The organism is Streptomyces sp. G5(2025) (assembly GCF_049542075.1).
In the GTDB taxonomy this organism is placed as follows: Bacteria; Actinomycetota; Actinomycetes; order Streptomycetales; family Streptomycetaceae; genus Streptomyces.
This window is the reverse complement of sequence record NZ_JBMUZT010000002.1, coordinates 904,619-924,775: the sequence shown is the minus strand read 5'-3', so window position 1 is coordinate 924,775 and position 20,157 is coordinate 904,619. Positions and strand designations below refer to the sequence as shown.

Below are 20,157 nucleotides of genomic sequence, written 5' to 3'. Positions count from 1 at the left end.
CCGGGCACGTTGATTGAGAACAGGGGACCTGTTCGGCAATCACGGTGCGGGGGTTGAGTGCCTGTCAGCCATGTCCCTGGCGAGCTGACTGATGCGTGCGCGGGCCGTCTCAGGAGCGAGCACCTCGATGTGGTCGCCGAACTGAAGAAGCTGACGCACCGACTCGATGTCGGGGTAGCGCACGACGACGACACACGAGCCTTTTTCCGCGTCGGAGACATGGTGGATGCGGGTGCCGAGGATGCGCCGCGCCAGGTCGAGACCCTTTTCCGGCAGGCGGATAATCACGCTCACGCGATCTTGCTCCTCAGTGCGTTTCTTCAACACGGCCCATCTGGTGCCGAGGGTTTCGCCTGGTTGGAGCACGGCTGGTGCGTCTAGCTGTTCGAAGGCCGACAGTCGTTCCAGAGCGAGCAACCGGCTGTCGCCCTGGTCATCGGCGACGAGATACCAGCGAGCTGATTTCGCCACGATCCCGTACGGGTCGACCACCCGTGTCGAGGCCTGGCTCTCGGCGCTGCGCCGGTACAGGATTCGAAGGCGTCGCCGGTGTCGCAAGGTCGAGGCCAGATCCGATACTTCGACCGCTGCCTCGGGGGCAGCAAACCACGCGGTGCTGTCGACAAGCACAAGGTCAGCCAGCCCCAGCCGGCTCGGCGACTCAGGTGCTGCAGCCTGGCGGGCGGCGATCTTGCGCTCGGCCGACTCCCACACCGCAGTTAGGCCCATTCGCTCACGTAGTGCGCTGTCCAAGCCGGCCACGGATAGGGCCTCCAGTTCTGGTGGTTCCAGATGGGATGTGCTGAGCCGTGCACTGGGGAGCAGGACGATCCCGCCGTTTCGCCCACGTTCGGCATAGACGGGCACGCCCGCTGTCGATAGCGCCTCGACGTCCCGCAGCACAGTCCGCCGGGACACCTCAAGACGCGCGGCGAGCTCCGTGGTAGTGAGCCGCTGACGGGTCTGCAGGAGCAGCAGGAGATGCAGGAGTCTTGAAGCCTTCATGCTTACCTACGTTCTCAGAAAAGGTGACAGGTTCCGTCGCGATTGGGTGATCCGCTGGGTGCTGGACCGAGAAATCAACGAGTTGAGGAGCACTCCATGCCCGCACCGAACCTGTTCCTGATCGGCGTCCGCGACGCCGAGGCCGCCACCGCCTTCTACAGCGACCTGTTCGAGATCGAACCGACCTTCACCAGTCCCCACTACGTAGCCTTCGAAGCTGCCCCCGGGGTCCTGTTCGCACTGTGGACGGGCTACAGCGAGCACGCGGTCCCGAGCCTCCCTCGTACAACAGAGATCGGACTCATGGTGCCGGGGCCGTCGCAGGCGATTGACGAGATCTTCACGAGGTGGGCCTCGAAGGGGGTCCACGTTGTGCAGGAGCCGCATGATGCTGTCTTCGGCCGCACGTTCGTGATTACGGACCCTGACGGCAACCTCATCCGAGTCTCCCCGGTCGACTGACCTGCACTATCCCTCCTCGCATATCTACAAGCTGAAGGGCCGGCCACGCACCATGGCTGGCCTTTCAGCCTGTCTAGGAGCTCAGAAATGTCGCATTCGAACGCGGCCCTCACCCCGTGCCACCGGCTGAAAGCCGCTCTCGTCGCTGACGACGGCTGGCCAATCAGCGAAGTCGCGGCCCGCTTCCAGGTGTCCTGGCCGACCGTGAAGCGCTGGGTCGATCGCTACCTCGCAGGCGAGTCCATGCAGGACCGATCCTCACGACCGCGGAGCTCTCCAGCCAAGACACCCAAGACCGTGACGAAGAGGTGCGTCAGCCTGCGACTACGTCCGCGGGAAGGGCCGGTCCAGCGATCGGCCCGTCCAGGTCTCGCTACGAGGGCGAATCCCGCACATTGATCACGACTCGATACGCGCCCTAGCTGTGCCGTGCCGGGACGTCAGAGCCGCCGCGCCGCGGCCAGGCGCTGCCGATGTGCCTCGTACAGTACGGCGGTCGCGGCGTTGGCGGCGTTGAGGGAGCTCGCGGAGCCGGTCATCGGGATGCTGACGGTGTGGTCGCACAGGTCTCGCCAGGCGTTGCTCAGCCCGGACGTCTCGTTGCCGACCAGCAGCAGCACCGGCTGGGTGAAGTCGAAGTCGAAGACCTCGCACTCGCCCTTCTCGTCGGTGCCGACCAGCACGATGGGCGCTCCCTCGGCCCGCCGCGCGGCGACCCAGGCCATCACGGTGGCGGGGGAAGGGGCGCGCACCGCCGGCACGGCGAACAGGGACCCGGTGCTGGCCCGTACCGACTTGGGGTCGTAGATGTCCGCGGCATGTCCCGACACGATGAACGCGTCCGCCCCGAAGGCGTCCGCGGACCGGATGACGCTGCCGATGTTCCCCGGGCTCGTCGGCCGGTCGAAGCAGACGCCCAGAAAATCGCTGCCGCCCCGCAACCGCTCCAGGTCGTCGGCGGGCATCTCCACGACAGCGACGATCTCCGGCGCGCTGCCGTTCTTCTCTCCCAGGTCGGACAGGAGGTCGGGCGCCATCGCCACTTGCTCGGCGGCGACCGTGCGCAGCAGCTCCTTGGCCCACTGCGACAGTTCCCGGCTGTCGTCGTACAGCAGCGCCTTGACGGGCCAGCCGTACCGTACCGCCAGCGAGATGGGACGAACGCCCTGGACCAGGAACTCGCGCGCCCGGGTGCGCTTGTTCCGGTTGCTCAGCAACGCCTCCCACTGCTGGAAACGGGCGTTGCGTGCGGTGATCCGCGGGCGGGCGGGCATCGGTCCTCCAAATGGGCCGTCATCGTGACGGAACAGCGTGACGGGACAGCGAGACGGGACAGCGTGACGGGACAGGCTCTCATCCGAGGTAGGCGTCCCGTACCCGCGGGTCGGCGCGCACGTCGGCGGCCGTGCCTTCGGCCAGCACGCGGCCGAGGCCGAGCACGATGACGCGGGCGCACAGCTCCATCACGAACGCGACGTTGTGCTCGACGAGCAGTACGGCGCAGCCTTCTTCGTCCGCGAGGTGGCGGATCACCGATGACAGGTACCGCCTTTCGTCGGCTGTCATCCCGGATGCGGGCTCGTCCAGGAGCAGCACCCCCGGCGGGTCCGCGACGGCCCGTGCCAGCTCCACCATGCGGGCCTGTCCGACCGGCAGGGCGCCCGCGTACTGCCCGGCCAGCGCTTGGAGGCCGCACGCGCGCAGCACGGCCTGCGCCCGCTGGCGCCGCTCGGCCTCGTACGTACGCCTGGTCGGCGCGGCCAGCAGGTCGGCCACGAAACCGCCGTCTCCGCCCCGCCACTCCTGTGCGACGACGAGGTTGTCGGCGACTCCGGCCCGGGAGCGACGGACGGCACCGTCGCGCGTGGCGTTACGCCCGGCGACGTACACCTGCCCCCTGGTGGGGGTGAGCAGCCCTGCCGCCGCGAGGCAGACGGTCGACTCGCCCGCGCCGTTGGGACCGAGGAGGGCCACGATCTCGCCGGGCCGGACGGTGAGGTCCACTCCGTGGAGGACGGGGGTGCCGTCGCGCCCGGCGTGGACTTGACGGAGTGCAAGGGCGGCGGTCGCTTCCCCCTGAGCCGCGCGGCTCCCGGCCGTGCCTCATGGGGTGTGTGGTGTCGGGGGCGTGCCTTCCGGGGTGTGCGGTGTCCGGAGCGTCGGGTTCGGGTCGTCGGGCGTGCGGGGTGCGTTGCGCAGCCACCCCATCTGGAAGAGGACCTGGTCGGCCAGGAAGGCGAGGGCCAGGGTCGCGAGGGCCAGGGAGCGGCCGCCGAGCCGCAGCGCGGGCAGCGCCACGAGCGCCCCGAGGAGCGCCGCCACGAGCGCCCCGAGGAGCGCCGCCACGAGCGCCCCGAGGAGCGCCGCCGCGCACGTCCCGAGGAGCGCCGCCGCGCACGTCCCGACGAGCGCCGCCCCGGCGAACGGCCACCCGTGGCTCATCAGCGGCCCCGCCACCAGCGCGGCGCCCGTCACGAAGGTGGCCTGCGCCAGCGAGACCATCGCGCCGAGCCCCGTCACCACGGTGAAGGAGACGAAGACCAGGGAGAGGGCCAGGCCCTGCGCGAGGATGCCGCTCCAGAAAGGCGTGGTCACGGTGTAGAAGGCGAGGGCCGGCAGGGCCGCCGCCACCGCCCAGGGCCCCCACCGGTGGGCCCAGGGCCGCCCGGCGAGGTAATCGACCGGCGGCGCGTCCACCGCCGCCGTGCCCGCGGTGCGCCGCCGCCGGGTGAGCAGGAGCAGCCCGGCGAAGAGGATGAGGAAGGGCACGGTCGTACGGAAGCCGGTGATCCGCTCGGCGAAGCCGGCGTACCCGGCGACGAGGTTCTGGAGTATGCCGAGCCCGAGGCCGCCCGCGAACGCCAGCGGGACCGACAGGAAGCGGCCCAGCACGGCCGCCGGCCTTGTCGACCTCCGAACCGCCGCCAGTGGATGCGGAGGTGCAGGCGGTGACGAGCAGCAGGGCCGCCACGGTGGTGCAGATGGTGCGGATCGATCGCGGCACGTCGAGCCCCCTGACGTCGGAGTGGGGCTGATTCTGTGCGCGACCTGACGAGGCATCAATAACTGGTGCGCTGATAATTGATGGGCCGTCAGAAACAGCGAGGTCACACCGTGGCGTCCGCTAGCTGTGGTACAGCGCCTCGACCTCCGCCGAGTACACCGTCTCGATCGCCTTCCGTTTCAGCTTCAGCGACGGCGTGAGCAACCCGTGCTCCTCGCTGAACTGATGCGCCAGTATCCGGAACGTACGGATCGACTCGGCCTGCGAGACCAGGGTGTTCGCGGCGACCACGGCCCTGCGCACCTCCGTCTCCAGATCCGGGTCGCGCACCAGCTCACCGGGGGGCAGCAGGGGTTTGCGGCGCATCGTCAGCCAGTGCTCCACGGCCTCCGCGTCCAGCGTCACGAGCGCGGCGATGTAGGGCCGGTCGTTGCCGACGACGATGCACTGCGCGACCAGCGGATGATCGCGCACCCGCTCCTCCAGTTGCGCCGGTGAGACGCTCTTGCCGCCGGAGGTCACCAGGATCTCCTTCTTGCGGCCCGTGATCGTCAGATAGCCGTCCTCGTCGAGCGAGCCCAGGTCACCGGTGGCCAGCCAGCCGTCGCGCAGGGACGCCTCGGTGGCCGCCGGGTCGTTGAGATAGCCCTGGAAGACGTTGCCGCCGCTCAGCCAGACCTCGCCGTCCTCCGCGATGTGCACGGAGGTGCCGGGGATGGGCCGGCCGACCGTGCCGTAACGGGTGCGCTCGGGCGGGTTGGCGGTCGCGGCGGCCGTCGACTCCGTCAGCCCGTACCCCTCGTAGACCGTCACGCCGGCGCCCGCGAAGAACAGGCCGAGCCGCCGGTCCATGCCCGAACCGCCCGACATCGCGTGCCGCACCCGGCCGCCCATCGCGTCGCGCACCTTGGAGTAGACGAGCTTCTCGAAGAGCTGGTGCTGCATGCGCAGCCCCGCCGAAGGGCCGGGCCCCGACCCGAAGGCCTTGGCCTCCATCGCGTCCGCGTACCGCACCGCGCACTCGACGGCCTTGTCGAACGCGCCCGCCCTGCCCTCCTTCTCCGCCTTGCGCCGCGCCGCGTTGAAGACCTTCTCGAAGATGTGCGGCACGGCCAGGATGAACGAGGGCCGGAACGCGGCCAGGTCGGGCAGCAGCGCCGCCGCGTTGAGATTCGGCTGATGGCCCATCTTGACGCGGCCGCGCACCGCCGCGACCTGCACCATGCGGCCGAAGACGTGCGCCAGCGGCAGGAAGAGCAGCGTGGTGGCCTCGTCGCCGCGCTTGGAGTGGAAGACCGGCTCCCAGCGTCCGACCATCACATCCGCCTCGAACATGAAGTTCGCGTGGGAGATCAGACAGCCCTTGGGGCGGCCCGTGGTGCCCGACGTGTAGATGATCGTGGCGATGGAGTCGGGGGTGACCGCACGGCGGTGTCGGTGCACCACCTCGTCGTCGATGTCGCGGCCCGCGCCGCTCAGCTCACCGACCGCGTCGGCGTCCAGCTGCCACAGCCGGCGCAGCTGCGGCAGCCGGTCGATGACCGAGCCGACCGTCATCGCGTGGTCCTCGTGCTCGACCATCGCGGCGGACACCTGGGCGTCGTGCAGCATCCAGAAGACCTGCTCGGCCGAGGAGGTCGGGTAGATCGGCACGACCTGGGCGCCTATGGTCCACAGGGCGAAGTCGAAGAGCGTCCACTCGTAACGGGTGCGGGACATGATGGCCACGCGGTCGCCGAACCGTACGCCCTGCGCGATCAGGCCCTTCGCCAGCGCCAGCACCTCGTCGCGGAACGCCGCCGAGGTGACGTCGTGCCATCGTCCGTCGATCTTGCGGCCGAGGGCGATGCGCGCCGGGTCGTCGAGAGCATGGTCGAAAACAGCGTCGGCAAGGCCGCCCACCAGCGGCACCGACGCCATCGGAGGGTTCGTGAACTCGCGCAATGATGCTCCTTGTGGCGCTCCGCACAGCGCCTGGACCGTACCCCACGGCGCGGCCCCCCGGGAGGGGGTCGAAACGCGGTGGTACGGACCATCGGCGCTGGTCAGGCGGCGGAAATACGGCCACAAAGGGAAGGGCCGGACAGAACTACTTACGCTGGAGTAAGTTTCGGTGGCGTAATCTCCACCGAATCTGTACGCGGCGTGCAGAGATGCGGCGGCTGCTTCCGCCTCGGGTATCCGCCCCGGTGTTCCACCCCCGTGTTCCGTCCTTCGCCTACAGGCCGAGCTCGACCTCGAACTCGCCGGCTTCCAGGATCGCCTTGACGGCGGTCAGGTAGCGGGCGGCGTCGGCTCCGTCGACCAGGCGGTGGTCGTAGGAGAGCGAGAGGTACGTCATGTCCCGCACGGCGATGGTCTCGCCGAGGTCGGGGTGGTTGATGACGACCGGGCGCTTGACGGTGGCGCCGATGCCGAGGATGGCGGCCTGGTTCGGCGGCACGATGACCGTGTCGAACAGGGCGCCGCGCGAGCCGGTGTTGGAGATGGTGAAGGTGGCCCCCGACATGTCGTCCGGGGTGAGGCCGCCGCCGCGGGCCTTGCCGGCGAGCTCGGCGGTCTTCTTGGAGATGCCGGCGATGTTGAGGTCGCCCGCGCCCTTGATGACCGGGGTCATCAGGCCCTTCTCGGCGTCGACGGCGATGCCGATGTTCTCCGCGTCGAAGTAGGTGATGGTGCCTTCGTCGTCGTTGATGCGGGCGTTGATGACCGGGTGGGCCTTCAGTGCCTGGGCGGCGGCCTTGACGAAGAACGGCATCGGGGACAGCTTGACGCCCTCGCGGGCGGCGAAGGCGTCCTTGGCCTTGGCGCGCAGCTTCATCAGCTTGGTGATGTCGACCTCGACGACCGAGGTCAGCTGGGCCTGCGAGTGCAGGGCCTTCATCATGTTGTCGCCGATGACCTTGCGCATGCGGGTCATCTTGACCGTCTGGCCGCGCAGCGGGGACGTCTCCAGGGCCGGGGCCTTGGACGCGGCCGGGGCGGCGGGGGCGGCGGCCGGTGCCGGGGCGGCCTGCTTGGCCTCGGCGGCGGCGATGACGTCCTGCTTGCGGATGCGGCCACCGACGCCGGTGCCCTTGACCTCGGAGAGGTTCACGCCGTTCTCGGAGGCGAGCTTACGGACCAGGGGGGTCACGTAGGCGCCGTCGTCGGCCGGAGTGGACTGCGCCGGGGCGGCGGGAGCCTGAGCCGGGGCCGCGGGCTGGGCCGGGGCCGGGGCGGCAGCGGCGGGCTGCGCCGGGGCGGCGGGAGCGGCAGCCGGAGCGGCGGGGGCCGCCGGAGCCGGAGCCGGGGCCTCCTGCTTGGGGGCCTCCTGCTTGGGGGCCTCCTGCTGCGCGGGGGCGGCCGGGGCCTCCTCCTTGGCCGGGGCCGGGGTGGCACCGGGCGCACCGACGACGGCGAGCTTGGCGCCGACCTCGGCGGTCTCGTCCTCGCCGACGACGATCTCCAGGAGCACGCCCGCCACCGGCGACGGAATCTCCGTGTCGACCTTGTCCGTCGAGACCTCAAGGAGGGGCTCGTCGGCCGCGACCTCCTCGCCGACCTCCTTCAGCCAACGGGTGACGGTGCCCTCGGTGACGGACTCACCGAGCGCGGGCAGGGTGATGACCTCGGATTCGGACTTTGACTCGGACTCGGACTTGTTGGACATGGTCACGCCTCCACCCCATACCGCACGGCGGCCCGTCGCACCGTCTCCTGCTTGACCTCGCCGCGCCGGGCGAGCGTGGCGAGGACGGCGACCGCGATCGAGGGGGCGTCCACGCCGAAGTGGCGGCGGACGTTCTCCCGGCTGTCGGAGAGACCGAAGCCGTCGGTACCGATGGACGTCCACTCCTGTTCCACCCAGGGGCTGATCTGATCCGGCACCGCACGCATCCAGTCGCTGACGGCGACCACCGGCCCCGGAGCACCGGCCAACGCCCGCGTGACATACGGGACACGGCCGCCCCCGGCACCCGCACCCTCACCCGCCGTGGCCGCGCGGAGGTTCTCCGCCTCCGCGTCGAGCGCCTCACGCCGCAGCTCCGTCCAGGACGGGGCCGACCACACGTCGGCCGCGACTCCCCAGTCCTCGCGCAGGAGCCGCTGCGCCTCCAGGGCCCAATGGATGGCGGTGCCCGAGGCGAGGAGTTGCAGCCGCGGGGCGTCGGCAGTCGCGTCGACGGCTTCCCGGTAGCGGTAGAGGCCGCGCAGGATGCCTTCCTCCACGCCCTCCCCGGACGGCATGGGCGGCTGGACCTTCGTCTCGTTGTAGACCGTGAGGTAGTAGAAGACGTCCTCGGCCTCCGAGCCGTACATGCGGCGCAGCCCTTCACGGACGATGACGGCGACCTCGTACGCGAACGCCGGGTCGTAGCTGACCGCGGCCGGGTTGGTGGACGCGATGAGGTGCGAGTGCCCGTCGGCGTGCTGGAGGCCCTCGCCCGTCATGGTGGTGCGGCCCGCCGTCGCCCCGATGACGAACCCGCGCCCCAACTGGTCGCCCAGAGCCCAGAACTGATCGGCCGTCCGCTGCCAGCCGAACATCGAGTAGAAGATGTAGAAGGGGATCATCGGCTCGGCGTGCGTCGCGTACGACGTCGCCGCGGCCGTCAGCGAGGCCAGCGAACCGGCTTCCGTGATGCCCTCGTTGAGGATCTGGCCGTCCTTGGACTCCTTGTAGTAGAGGAGCTGGTCGCGGTCGACGGGATCGTAGGTCTGGCCCATCGGCGAGTAGATGCCGGCCGAGGGGAACAGCGACTCCATGCCGAAGGTACGGGCCTCGTCGGGTACGACGGGGACCCAGCGGCTGCCGGTCTCCTTGTCCCGCATCAGTTCCTTCACCAGCCGGACGAACGCCATGGTCGTGGCGATCTCCTGGCTGCCCGAACCCTTCTTCAGCGCGTCGAAGGGCTTCGCGGACGGCAGCGGCAGCGGCTTGGGGATGACCTTGCGCGCGGGGGCCGGTCCGCCGAGGGCGGCGCGGCGCTCCTTGAGGTACCGGGCCTCGGCGGAGTCGGCTCCCGGGTGCCAGTACGGCACGAGGGAGTCGTCCAACGCCTTGTCGGGTATGGGGAGTTCGAGCAGGTCCCGCATGGCGCGGAACTCCTTGCCGGAGAGCTTCTTCATCTGGTGGTTGGCGTTGCGCGACTCGAAGCCGGGGCCGAGCGTCCAGCCCTTGACCGTCTGGACCAGGACGACCGTGGGCGCGCCCTTGTGCTCCAGGGCGGCGCGGTAGGCGGCATACACCTTGCGCGGTTCGTGACCGGCCCGCGACGTGCCGACGATCTCTTCGAGCCGCGCGTCGCTCAGCCGGTCGGCGAGCGGGGCGAGCGCCGGGTCCGCGCCGAGGAACCGTTCGCGGATGTACGCGCCGTCGCGCGCCGCGAAGGTCTGGAACTGGCCGTCGGGAACGCTTCCGAGCCGACGCACCAGGGCGCCGTCGGTGTCCTCGGCGAGCAGCTCGTCCCAGGCCCGGCCCCACAGGGACTTGACGACGTTCCAGCCGGCCGCGCGGAACTGCCGTTCCAGCTCCTGCACGATCTTGTAGTTGCCGCGCACGGGGCCGTCGAGGCGCTGGAGGTTGCAGTTGATGACGAAGGTGAGGTTGTCCAGTTTCTCGCGCGCGGCGAGGGCGAGGGCCGCCGTCGACTCGGGCTCGTCCATCTCGCCGTCGCCGAGGAACGCCCACACGTGTGAGCCGGAGGTGTCCTTGATGCCGCGGTGGGTGAGGTAGCGGTTGAAGCGTGCCTGGTAGATGGCGGAGAGGGGGCCGAGGCCCATCGACACCGTCGGGAACTCCCAGAGCCAGGGCAGGCGGCGCGGGTGCGGGTAGGACGGCAGTCCGTCACCGCCCGTCTCCTGCCGGAAGCGGTCCAACTGCCCCTCGCTCAGGCGCCCTTCCAGGAACGCGCGGGCGTAGACGCCGGGGGAGGCGTGGCCCTGGACGTACAGCTGGTCACCGGAGCCGGCGGCGTCCCCGGACTCCTTGCCGCGGAAGAAGTGCTGGAAGCCCACCTCGTACAGCCAGGCCGCCGAGGCGAAGGTCGCCATGTGCCCGCCGAGGCCGCCGCGTTGGTTGCCGCGCGTGACCATCGCGGCCGCGTTCCAGCGGTTCCACGCGGTGATTTTCCGCTCCATCTCCTCGTCACCGGGGTAGGCCGGTTCGGCGGGGGTGGGGATGGTGTTGACGTACGGCGTCTCCAGGAACGGCGGGACGTCGATTCCGGTACGCCGCGCGTGTTCGTTGACGCGCCGCAGAAGCTGTGCGGCGCGTTGCGGGCCCCCGAATTCGGCCGCGGCGTCGAGGGATTCACGCCACTCGGCGACCTCGGACGGGTCTTTGTCGGGAAGCTGGTCGAGCTGGGACACGGTGATTCCCTTTCACGTTCCTGGGTGAGGAGGCGGCTGTCGCGGCGTGCCTGACGGGGTGACGGTGCTCCCACGTCGCCGACTGCTGGGATTTCGTTATACGGAAAGGCTCTTCCGCTATCCAGAACCTAGGAGTCACCAATAGGTGCAGTCAACACTTACTGGCGAGTAATGAGCGATGATCGATCATTCGTCCCAGTCAGTCCGTAGCGTGCGCGTAGTCCAGGACGTGCAGTTCGAGCATGCGGCCCACATAGGGGTCCCGGCGCCGGAAGGCGTCCACGATGGCGACGTGGTCCTCGGCGTTCTCGTGCAGTTCCGTGCGCAGCCACTTCAGGGAGAGGCGGGTCCACAACTCGATGGCCAGGGACTCCCAGTTGCGCAGCAGCACGTCGTTCCCAGCTGACCGGACGATCTCCCGGTGGAACTCGACGGCGCAATGGATCTGGCGGTCGGGGTCCCCGTCCCGCGCCGCCTGGCGGAGCAGGTCCAGATGCGGTTCCAGCTCCGACACGTCGCCCGCGAGCCGGCGTACGGCCAGCTGGCCGGCGAGGCGCTCCAGGGCGGCGCGCACCGGATAGACCGCGGGCAGATAGTCCGGGGACAACTCCCGCACCCGTGCGCCTTTGTTGGGGATCATGTCCACGAGCCGCATGGCCTGGAGGTCGCGCAGCGCCTCGCGTACGGGGCCGTGGCTGACGTCCAGCTCCTGGGCGATGTGCCGTTCGATGATGCGGTCGCCGGGGCGCCAGCGGCCGTTCAGCAGCCCGTCGAGGAGGGTGCGCCGCACCTGTTCGCTCAAGGGGACGCGTCGCAACGAGGCGGCGGACGCCGAGGATGCGGTTGCTCTCTCACCTGGCATGGGGACTCCGGTCGGAAGGGGGTGGGGGCGGGGGCGGGGCCTGAGGGAACAGATTGACGATGATCGATCATCGGTTAACGTACGCCACTATGGTCACGCCGCACCAGGTTCACATCCCTTGGAGCCGGACCTGTTTCTGGAGACGGGCGAGGCGATCAGCGGGCCCACCGGCCGGCTCTTGTGCGGCCCGGGAAGCCCTGGTGATCACCCCGCCCACCGGCTGCCCCCTACGGCTGCCGCAGAGCAGCGGGTTCCGGGCTGCCGTCCCCGAGCGTGCCGCCCGACGCACCCGCCCCCGCCACCCCCTACCCCTCTGGCCGCCGCCCCGGCACGCACCATGACGAGCACCAGCACCCCGGCGGCGAGCCCCGCGACGCCCGCCGCGAGGGACGCCCCGTTCAGGCCGTCCGCGAAGACCGTCGGCGAAGACCGTCGGCGAAGACCGTCCGCGAAGGCCGCCGTATCGCCTGCTCGGAGTGCGTGCCGCGCACCGACGGGGCCCCGCCGCCCGCGACCGCGTGCGCCGCGTCATGGCCGAGCGAGTCCGCCATACGGGAGGTCAGCACCGTGCCGAACAGGGCGACGCCGACCGTGTATCCGAGCCGGCGGAAGGTGTTGACCGCGCCGCTCGCCATCCCCGCGTTCGCGGGCGGCACCGCGGCGAGCGCCACCCCGGCGAGATCACCGCCCACCAGCTCATCCACCGCTTCTACGGCGGCCGCACCGGCTGGATCGGCAAGCACCGCCCGCTGACCGACGAGCAGGCCGCGGCGCTGCGCGCGGCCGCCCCGCCCGCCGTGCCGCCGGGCCCGCCCGCCGTGCCGCCGGGCCCGCCCGCCGTGCCGCCGGGCCCGCCCGCCGTGCCGCCGGGCCCGCCCGCCGTGCCGCCGGGCCCGCCCGTCGTGCCGCCGGGCCCGCCCGTCGTGCCGCCGGGCCCGCCCGTCGTGCCGCCGGGCCCGCCCGCCGTGCCGCCGGGCCCGCCCGTCGTGCCGCCGGGCCCGCCCGTCGTGCCGCCGGGCCCGCCCGTCGTGCCGCCGGGCCCCACCCGCATCGCCCCCGACGACGATTTGCTGGTCGCCGCCCTCAAGGCCGACGGCCGGGTCACCTACCCCCAACTCCAGCGGCTCACCGGCCGCTCGGAGTCCTCCGTGAAGCGTCACGTCGCCGCGCTGCTCGGCTCCGGCGCGCTGTATCTGGACACCGACTACGACACCGCGCGCTTCGGGTTCACCACCGCCGCGATGCTCTGGATCACCGTCGCCCCCGGAGCGCTCGACAAGGTGGGGCGGGCGATGGCCGGGCACCCGAGGCCGCCCGCGTCTCCGCGATCACCGGCTCCGCCAACCTGATGGCGAGCGTCCTGACCCGCGAGACCGCGGAGCTCTACGGCTACCTGAGCGGCGGCCTCGGCTCGCTCGACGGGGTGCGGCACATCGAATCGGCGCCCTACCTGCGCCGCTTCAAGGAACTCACCTCCCCGCGACCGCTGCGTCAGCGTCGCGCCGCAGCCGGTCCCCGCCCGCCAGGATCGCCGCCGCCAGCGCGTCCGCGGCGCCCGGCGCGCCCTGGTCGGCGGCGCGCCGCTCGCCGTGCAGCAGCACGAAGTCGACCGACCCCAGCTCCGGCAGTCCCGCCCGGTCGGGGACGCGGACAAGCCCCGGCGGGATCAGTCCGCGCGAGTGCGCCATCACGCCGAGGCCCGCGCGGGCCGCCGCCACCAGGCCGTTGAGGCTGCCGCTGGTACACGCCACGCGCCAGGCACGGCCGCGCCGCTCCAGGGCCTCGAAGGCGAGCGCGCGGGTGATGCCCGGCGGCGGGTAGACGATCAGCGGTACGGGGCGTTCGGGGTCCAGGCGCAGCCGCTCGGAGCCGATCCACACCAGCTCGTCGTGGCGGACCAGTTCGCCGCGCGGGTCCTCCGGGCGCCGCTTGGCGAGCACCAGGTCGAGCTTGCCCGCGTCCAGTTGCTCGTGGAGCGTGCCGGAGAGTTCGACGGTCAGCTCCAGGTCGACGTCCGGGTGGTCGTGCCGGAAGGACTCCAGGATGTCGGTGAGCCGGGTCAGGACGAAGTCCTCCGACGCCCCGAACCGCAGCCGCCCGCCCAGCCGCGTCCGGGTGAAGAACGCCGCCGCCTGCTCGTGCACCGCGAGGATGCGCCGCGCGAAGCCGAGCATCGCCTCACCGTCCTCGGTCAGCTCGACGCTGTGCGTGTCGCGGGTGAACAGCGGCCGTCCCGTGGCGTCCTCCAGGCGGCGCACGTGCTGGCTCACCGTCGACTGGCGCAGGCCGAGACGACGAGCGGCCTGGGTGAAGCTCAGCGTCTGGGCGACCGCGAGGAAGGTGCGCAGCTGCGAAGGGTCGTACACACCCACCAGCGTAGTGCCGCTCATCGTGATCCGTGATGACAGTGAGAGCGGTGTACGGCGTTCCCGATGACGCCGGACAGGAGGATCATGGAGAGGGCACGTTCCAGTACGTCTCAGCACGTTCCGGCCGGAGGTCGGATACCCCCCCCGAGAGCATGGAGCACCGTGAAACGCCTGAAGTGGCCGTCCTGGATGCCGGTCGACCCCTACATCGTGGCGTTGCTAGCGACCGTGGGGATCGCGGCGCTCATACCCGCCCGCGGCACCGCCGCCGACGTCGCCTCAGGGGCCTCCAGCGCCGCCGTCTCGTTCCTCTTCTTCCTCTACGGGGCCCGGCTGTCCACCCGGGAGGCGCTCGACGGGCTCAAGCACTGGCGGCTGCACGTCACGGTCCTCGCCTGTACGTTCCTCGTCTTCCCGCTGCTCGGGCTCGCGGCGAAAGGGCTCGTGCCCTACGTCCTGACGCCCGCCCTCTACAGCGGCTTCCTCTTCCTGACGCTGGTGCCCTCCACGATCCAGTCGTCCATCGCCTTCACCTCCATGGCCCGCGGCAACGTCCCCGCGGCCATCTGCGCGGGCTCCTTCTCCTCGCTCGCCGGCATCCTGCTCACACCGCTGCTCGCGGCGGCCCTGCTCGGCGGCAGGGGCGGCGGCTTCTCGGCGGACTCCGTGGTCAAGATCGTGCTGCAACTGCTCGTGCCGTTCGTCGCCGGGCAGCTGCTGCGCCGCTGGGTCGGCGGCTTCGTCACGCGGCACAAGAAGGTCCTCGGGTACGTGGACCGCGGCTCGATCCTCCTCGTCGTCTACACCGCCTTCAGCCAGGGCATGGTGCAGGGCATCTGGAGCCAGGTCACTCCGTGGCGGCTGCTCGCGCTGCTCGGCGTCGAGGCGGTGCTGCTCACCGTGATGCTGACGCTGACCTGGTACGGCGCCAAGCGGCTCGGCTTCGGCCGCGGCGACCGCGTCGCGATCCAGTTCGCCGGGTCGAAGAAGTCCCTGGCCGCCGGGCTGCCCATGGCGAGCGTCCTGTTCGGGGCGCACGCCTCCCTCGCCGTCCTGCCGCTGATGCTCTTCCACCAGATGCAGCTGATGGTCTGCGCGGTCATCGCCAAGCGCCGCTCGCGCGATCCGCGCGACTTCGGCGGCGAGGAGTCGCTCAGCGCGGCTCCGCAAGGCGCAGCGTCACGAACCGCGGCCGGTACAGCGCCACGTTCCGGTTGACGTTCGCCTGCGCGCTCGCCGGCACCGGGTCCAGCCAGTTGACGTCGTAGCTCAGCACGACGCGCCCGTCCCCGCCGAGCGCCGGGTGGGCCTGCGGGTTGTAGGCCGCCGTCTCCTGGCGCGCCGCGGCGTCCTTCGGCAGCGGCGCCTCGAACGCCTTGGCGGGCCCGCGCCAGGGGCCGGTGGGGGAGCACGACCAGTACGACGTGACGGTGGTCAGCCCCTCGGTGCCCGCGGCCATGGTGAACAGCACATACGTCCCCTTCTCCCGCACCACCGTGAACGCGCTGCCCACCCCCTTGCGCCTGCCGTCCCCGAGCACCGGCCGCGAGGTGGCCGCGCGTCCCCACTCCTCGCCGTCCCAGTACTCCCACGCGCCGGACTCGGCGAGCCTGCCGTGCGGGACGCGCGCGACATGGGCGTGCGAGGACGGACGCGAGGTGGCCTGGGCGTCGGTGCCGCCGAAGACGTACGTCCAGCCGTCGTCGTCGACCGTCGCCGCGCCGTACAGCACCCGCTTCTCGGGGTCCTTGACGCCCTGCTGGTCGGAGACCTTCACGATGCCCTCGACACGCAGGTCCGGCAGGGAGAGCGTGGCGACCTCCGTGGCGAGGGGAACGCCGTAGATCCAGGGGCCCTGGCTCGCCACGCGGTTCCACAGCAGGACGCGTACGACCTGCTCGTCCGAGCCCGGCGAACGGGGCTCGACCCGCGCCGCCACCGGCCAGCGCCACTGCTGGGGCGCCGGGTCGGGGAAGAGGGGAGCGGGGAGGGTGCGGTCCAGGGAGCCCGAACGGGACATCACCACACCCGAGTTGCGCACCATCGGCGCGCTGGTGTCGCGCCAGGTGTGCGGCTGGCCCGCCGGGTTGGGCGGGGCGTGGACCTGGCCGAGGAAGGTGTCGGAGAACAGCCACAGGACGCGCCCGTCCGGCAGCCGCACCGAGTGGGTGCCGTCCCCGCCGGTCCAGTCGTCGGTCCGCGTCCCGTCGTCGCCGTAGCGCGCGAACTCTCCCGTCGCCTTGTCCTCGGCGGACCAGGACGCCACGGTCCGGGGGCGGCATGCCGCGTCGGGCGTGCCCTCCCGGTCGTCTTCCGGCAGAGCGATCAGCAGGACGGCCGCGCAGGCGACGGCGAGCAGCAGGACCAGCCAGATCCTGCCGCCCGCGCCACCGCGACGTTCTCGGTCGGACACGCCGGGGACGTTAGTTGCTGCCGCGCACGCGGTCCATGGGGAGGCGGGCGACGGTGGCCCGTGTCACAGGTGCCTCACCCGTGCGCAGGGCTCCCACTTCCGCGTCGCTCAAGGCCTTGTCGTACACCGCCACGTCGTCGACCGACCCGGTGAAGTGGGCGCGGCTGTCCATCCGCTGTCCGAGGTGGACGCCGAAGGCGGAGTTGCGGCTGACCGAGCCCGGCACGTCCGCCGCGGTGACGCGCTCCCCGTCGAGGAAGAGCGTGAGCCGCCCGTCGCCGCGGCGCAGCGCGATGTGGTGCCACTCGCCGTCGTTGTACGCGTCGGTGGTGCGCACGACGGCGGACCTCGGCGGCTCGCCGCCGTCACGCGTGGTGATCAGCCCGGTGACGCGGTCACTCGCGGGCTCGCCGCGCAGCCACACCTGCGGCTGGTTGGTGCCGATGCCGCCCATCCAGAGCAACGGCTGCTCCCCGGTGGCCGCGGAGTAGCGGAACCACATCGAGGCGGTGAAGTCCATGGCGCCGAGCGGCAGTTGGCGGCGGAAGGGCAGGCGTACGGCGTCGTCCGCGCCGTCGAGGGAGAGCGCGCCGCCGAAGCGCCCTTCGGTCTCGCGCGCCCCGCCGAGCACGGCCGCGGGGCGGGCGCCCGGGGCGTGGTCGCGGGTCGTCGGGTCGGGGCCGCGGCGCGGCTTCAGCCAGTCCTCGGTGAAGCGGGCGAAGCGGATCTCGTCGCGCGCGTCGACCGCGCCTGCCTCGTACAGCAGGCCCACGTGCGCGCCGCCGGCCCGCACCAGGTCGGAGTAGCCGGACCAGTCCGTGGTGACCGTCGTGCCCCGGTCGACGCTGTCCCAGGTGCGGCCGCCGTCGTAGGAGGAGCGGATCTGCATCGTGCGGCGGCGGTCGGGGTCGCCGGGGCAGGCGAGCAGCATCCGCTTGCCGGACTGGAGGGTGGAGCACTGCACTTGGGGCGCGTAGAGGTCGGGGACCGCCTGGAAGGGTGCGGTGAAGGACTTGCCGCCGTCGCGGCTCACCGCCTGGGTGCGGTGGCCGAGGTCGGTGCCGTCCTGCTCGCGCCCGCTGACGAGGAGTGCCCCGTCGGGCCGCTCGGTGACGGTCATCTCGGACGGCTTCTGGCGGAACGTGCCGTCGGCGGCGACCGGATAGGAGTCCGTGGCGCCGATCCGCCAGTGGTCGCCGCCGTCGTCGCTGACGACCAGCGCCGCGTGGTTGGCGCTTATCCGGCTGCCGTCCCACGTCTCGGCGTTGACGGCGAAGACGAGCCGCCCCGCGTGCCGGCCGCGGGTCAGCTGGACGCCGTGCACGGGCCCGGTCGCGTACCAGGAGTTCCAGTTCTCCGGCAGGATCTCCTCGCTCAGGTCGCGTGGCTGCGACCAGGTGCGGCCGTCGTCGTCGCTGTACTGGAGGTGGGGGGTGCGGTCACAGGGGATGTCGCAGTTCTTGCCGTCCGTGCGGCCGGTGTTGAACGTCTCCGCGAGCAGGACACGGCCGCTCGTACGGTCCACGACGGGCGCCGGATTGCCGTGGGTGTCGCCGTCGCCTTCGTTGATGACCTGGAGCGGCCCCCAGGTGCGGCCCCCGTCGTGCGAGCGCTTGAGCACCAGGTCTATGTCGCCCGCGTCGCCGCAGTTGTCGACCCGGCCCTCGGCGAAGGCGAGCAGCGTTCCCTTGACCGTCCTCACCACGGCCGGGATGCGGAAGCAGGCATACCCTGGGTCCTGCGAGGCCTTGAACAGCACCTGCTCCTCGAACGCCGCCGTCGGCTCGGGCGCCGCCTGCGCGCCGGGAGCGAGCGGCAGCGCGGCGAGGGCCACCGCGGTCAGCGCGGCGGTGGCGGTGGCGGTGCGCAGCGATCTGAGACGTACGCGGAGGCTGGATCCCGATGGATCCGATGGAACGGATGGATCCGATGGATCCGATGGATTCAAGGGACTCGTTGGGTTCGACGACAGCGACGACATGGTGCGGCCCGCCTTTCGTGGCGACGGCGACGGCGACGGCGACAGCGACGGGACATCCTGACATCCCACGTCCTATGTTCGAGCCATAGACGGTACTGAGGCCCACCCCGCCTCACAAGAACCATGCGCCGACGCAACCGCGCGTCGGTCACGGCACGAGGACCACCTTCCCGAGGTTGCCCCGCTCCTCGATCGCCGCGTGGGCGAGAGCCGCGTCCTCCAGCGCGAACCGCCCGTGCACGGCGGGCCGCAGCTCACCCGCCCCGTACAGGCGCCACAGCTCCCGCCGCCACGCCTCGTACAGCTCCGGCCTGCCGCGCGCGATCAGCGCCATCTGGAAGCCGATGACCGACTTCGCGCCGACGAGCAGGTCGTACGCGGCCACCGTGCCGCCGCCCGAGCTGTAGGCCACGAGCCGGCCGTGCGGGGCGAGGGCCTTGACGGCGGAGGGAAGCAGGTCGCCGCCGACCGCGTCCAGGACGTAGTCGAATCCCTCGCCGGAGGCTTGGTCCAGGAGCCCCTCACGGTCGTACGTGATGACGTCATCGGCACCGAGACCGCGCACGAAGTCGGCCTTGCCGGGGTCCGACACGGCGCCCACGACGCGCCCGGCCCCCCTCGACTTCGCCAGCTGCACGGCGAGATGGCCGACCCCGCTCGCCGCGGCCGTGATGAGCGCGGCCTCGCCCGGCGCGGGGCGCGCGGCCTCCAGCGCGCCGAACGCGACGAGCCCGGAGCGGACCAGCGCGACGGCGTCGACCGCGCTCGCCCCGTCCGGGACGGGGGAGGCCATGGCGGTGTGCAGCAGGGCGTAGTCGGCGTACCCGTGCCCGAAGACGAGTCCCGTGACCCGGTCGCCCGGCGCATGGCCACGCACGCCCTCGCCGAGTGCGACGACCTCCCCCGCGATCTCGCCGCCGAGCGCGATCGGGTCGCGCTGCTCACGGACCTTGCGGACGACGGGCAGCGTGACGCCGGCGGCCTCGACGCGCACGAGCAGCTCGCCCGGCCCCGGCTCGGGGACAGGGACCTCCTCCAGGAACAGGACCTCGGGGCCGCCGCTGCGTTCGTACCGGACGCGACGCATCCGCACCACCTCCACAGTGCATGGGGAAAACCATTGGGAAGCCCAACGGTAAACAATCTTCGTTGGGAAGTCCAATGATTCTTCGCTAGGCTCCGCCCATGCCCACGACGCCACCCGCCCCCAGCGCCATCCGCACCCTCCCCAGCTGGCTGCTCGGCCGCGCGGCCGCCCGCGGCCGGAGCCTGGTCGCCGAAGCGCTCGCGCAGGAGGGGCTGAAGATGTGGCACCACGTGGTGCTCGCGGCCGTCGCGGACCTCGGCCCGGTCGCCCAGGCCGAGCTGGGCCGCAGCGTCCTGCTCGACCCGAAGGACATGGTCGGGGTGATCAACGACCTTCAGGCCGGCGGCTTCGTCGACCGCGCGCCCGACCCCAAGGACCGCCGCAAGAACGCGATCACGATCACCGCCGAGGGAAGGCGGCTCCTGGCCCGCTGCGCCCGGGCCGCCGAGCGGGCCAACGACGCACTCCTCGCGCCCCTCTCCGCCGACGAGCGCGAACGGTTCCTGCAGATGCTGACCCGGATCTCCGGGGTCACGGAGGACGGCGCGCCCTGAGGCGGGTGGCCCGGCCGGCGCAGGGGGCGCTCCCCGCCGGCCGGGACCGCGCCGGCGTGCCGCGGG

General features: G+C 71.6%; 16 protein-coding genes and 1 pseudogene. 5 read left to right on the top strand and 12 right to left on the bottom strand.

The window, feature by feature from the left end; translation table 11 throughout:
* Positions 1 to 39: 39 nt before the first annotated feature.
* On the bottom strand, positions 40 to 1,005 hold the full coding sequence (locus ACOBQB_RS04525; RefSeq protein ID WP_423588956.1) for a helix-turn-helix transcriptional regulator: 966 nt from the start codon (positions 1,003 to 1,005) through the stop codon (positions 40 to 42).
* A 96-nt stretch (positions 1,006 to 1,101) separates the two neighbouring features.
* On the opposite strand from ACOBQB_RS04525, the gene ACOBQB_RS04520 reads away from it, so the two are divergent.
* Both ACOBQB_RS04520 and ACOBQB_RS04515 read left to right on the top strand, forming a co-directional pair.
* A complete protein-coding gene (locus ACOBQB_RS04520) occupies positions 1,102 to 1,467 on the top strand; it encodes a VOC family protein (RefSeq protein WP_046929261.1) in 366 nt (121 codons plus the stop codon).
* An 87-nt stretch (positions 1,468 to 1,554) separates the two neighbouring features.
* Positions 1,555 to 1,842, top strand: a pseudogene (locus tag ACOBQB_RS04515) (helix-turn-helix domain-containing protein); the annotation flags it as partial.
* Positions 1,843 to 1,907: 65 nt separating this feature from the next.
* On the opposite strand, the gene ACOBQB_RS04510 reads toward ACOBQB_RS04515, so the two are convergent.
* The 7 genes from ACOBQB_RS04510 to ACOBQB_RS04480 all read right to left on the bottom strand — a co-directional run bounded on the left by ACOBQB_RS04510 (position 1,908) and on the right by ACOBQB_RS04480 (position 11,687).
* A complete protein-coding gene (locus tag ACOBQB_RS04510) occupies positions 1,908 to 2,741 on the bottom strand; it encodes a TrmH family RNA methyltransferase (protein ID WP_423588953.1) in 834 nt (277 codons plus the stop codon).
* A 79-nt stretch (positions 2,742 to 2,820) separates the two neighbouring features.
* Entirely contained in the window at positions 2,821 to 3,471 is a 651-nt protein-coding gene (locus ACOBQB_RS04505; RefSeq protein ID WP_423588952.1) for an ABC transporter ATP-binding protein, read from the bottom strand.
* A 99-nt stretch (positions 3,472 to 3,570) separates the two neighbouring features.
* Positions 3,571 to 4,359, bottom strand: coding sequence for a hypothetical protein (locus tag ACOBQB_RS04500; protein ID WP_423588950.1), 789 nt, complete (start codon positions 4,357 to 4,359; stop codon positions 3,571 to 3,573).
* A gap of 232 nt (positions 4,360 to 4,591) precedes the next feature.
* Complete coding sequence (locus ACOBQB_RS04495; RefSeq protein ID WP_423588948.1) at positions 4,592 to 6,415, bottom strand: AMP-dependent synthetase/ligase; 1,824 nt, start codon at positions 6,413 to 6,415, stop codon at positions 4,592 to 4,594.
* A gap of 274 nt (positions 6,416 to 6,689) precedes the next feature.
* The gene (gene sucB / locus ACOBQB_RS04490; protein WP_423588946.1) at positions 6,690 to 8,123 is read right to left on the bottom strand and encodes a 2-oxoglutarate dehydrogenase, E2 component, dihydrolipoamide succinyltransferase; all 1,434 of its coding nucleotides are present in this window, start codon (positions 8,121 to 8,123) and stop codon (positions 6,690 to 6,692) included.
* Positions 8,124 to 8,125: 2 nt separating this feature from the next.
* Positions 8,126 to 10,825, bottom strand: coding sequence for a pyruvate dehydrogenase (acetyl-transferring), homodimeric type (aceE, locus tag ACOBQB_RS04485; RefSeq protein WP_423588944.1), 2,700 nt, complete (start codon positions 10,823 to 10,825; stop codon positions 8,126 to 8,128).
* Between the two features lie 199 nt (positions 10,826 to 11,024).
* Positions 11,025 to 11,687, bottom strand: coding sequence for a GntR family transcriptional regulator (locus tag ACOBQB_RS04480; protein WP_423588942.1), 663 nt, complete (start codon positions 11,685 to 11,687; stop codon positions 11,025 to 11,027).
* 476 nt (positions 11,688 to 12,163) lie between these two features.
* Here ACOBQB_RS04480 and ACOBQB_RS04475 point away from each other — a divergent pair, with 476 nt between their 5' ends.
* Positions 12,164 to 13,036, top strand: coding sequence for a hypothetical protein (locus ACOBQB_RS04475; RefSeq protein WP_423588940.1), 873 nt, complete (start codon positions 12,164 to 12,166; stop codon positions 13,034 to 13,036).
* A gap of 120 nt (positions 13,037 to 13,156) precedes the next feature.
* Here the strand turns inward: ACOBQB_RS04475 and ACOBQB_RS04470 are convergent, their stop codons facing one another.
* Positions 13,157 to 14,053 (bottom strand): LysR substrate-binding domain-containing protein, encoded by an 897-nt coding sequence (locus tag ACOBQB_RS04470; RefSeq protein ID WP_423590389.1) that lies wholly within the window; start codon positions 14,051 to 14,053, stop codon positions 13,157 to 13,159.
* Positions 14,054 to 14,218: 165 nt separating this feature from the next.
* Between ACOBQB_RS04470 and ACOBQB_RS04465 the strand changes: the two genes are divergently transcribed.
* Positions 14,219 to 15,274, top strand: coding sequence for a bile acid:sodium symporter family protein (locus ACOBQB_RS04465; RefSeq protein ID WP_423588939.1), 1,056 nt, complete (start codon positions 14,219 to 14,221; stop codon positions 15,272 to 15,274).
* Here the strand turns inward: ACOBQB_RS04465 and ACOBQB_RS04460 are convergent.
* The 3 genes from ACOBQB_RS04460 to ACOBQB_RS04450 all read right to left on the bottom strand — a co-directional run bounded on the left by ACOBQB_RS04460 (position 15,210) and on the right by ACOBQB_RS04450 (position 19,537).
* Positions 15,210 to 16,469 carry a DUF4185 domain-containing protein gene (locus tag ACOBQB_RS04460; protein ID WP_423588937.1) on the bottom strand — a complete coding sequence of 420 codons (1,260 nt, stop codon included), beginning with the start codon at positions 16,467 to 16,469 and terminating at the stop codon, positions 15,210 to 15,212. The two genes, ACOBQB_RS04465 and ACOBQB_RS04460, sit on opposite strands and share 65 nt — an antisense overlap.
* 10 nt (positions 16,470 to 16,479) lie before the next feature.
* A complete protein-coding gene (locus ACOBQB_RS04455; RefSeq protein ID WP_423590387.1) occupies positions 16,480 to 18,312 on the bottom strand; it encodes an exo-alpha-sialidase in 1,833 nt (610 codons plus the stop codon).
* A gap of 286 nt (positions 18,313 to 18,598) precedes the next feature.
* Positions 18,599 to 19,537, bottom strand: coding sequence for a quinone oxidoreductase family protein (locus ACOBQB_RS04450; protein WP_423588935.1), 939 nt, complete (start codon positions 19,535 to 19,537; stop codon positions 18,599 to 18,601).
* A gap of 98 nt (positions 19,538 to 19,635) precedes the next feature.
* Here ACOBQB_RS04450 and ACOBQB_RS04445 point away from each other — a divergent pair, with 98 nt between their 5' ends.
* Positions 19,636 to 20,091 (top strand): MarR family winged helix-turn-helix transcriptional regulator, encoded by a 456-nt coding sequence (locus tag ACOBQB_RS04445; RefSeq protein ID WP_423588933.1) that lies wholly within the window; start codon positions 19,636 to 19,638, stop codon positions 20,089 to 20,091.
* The last annotated feature ends 66 nt before the right edge of the window (positions 20,092 to 20,157 follow it).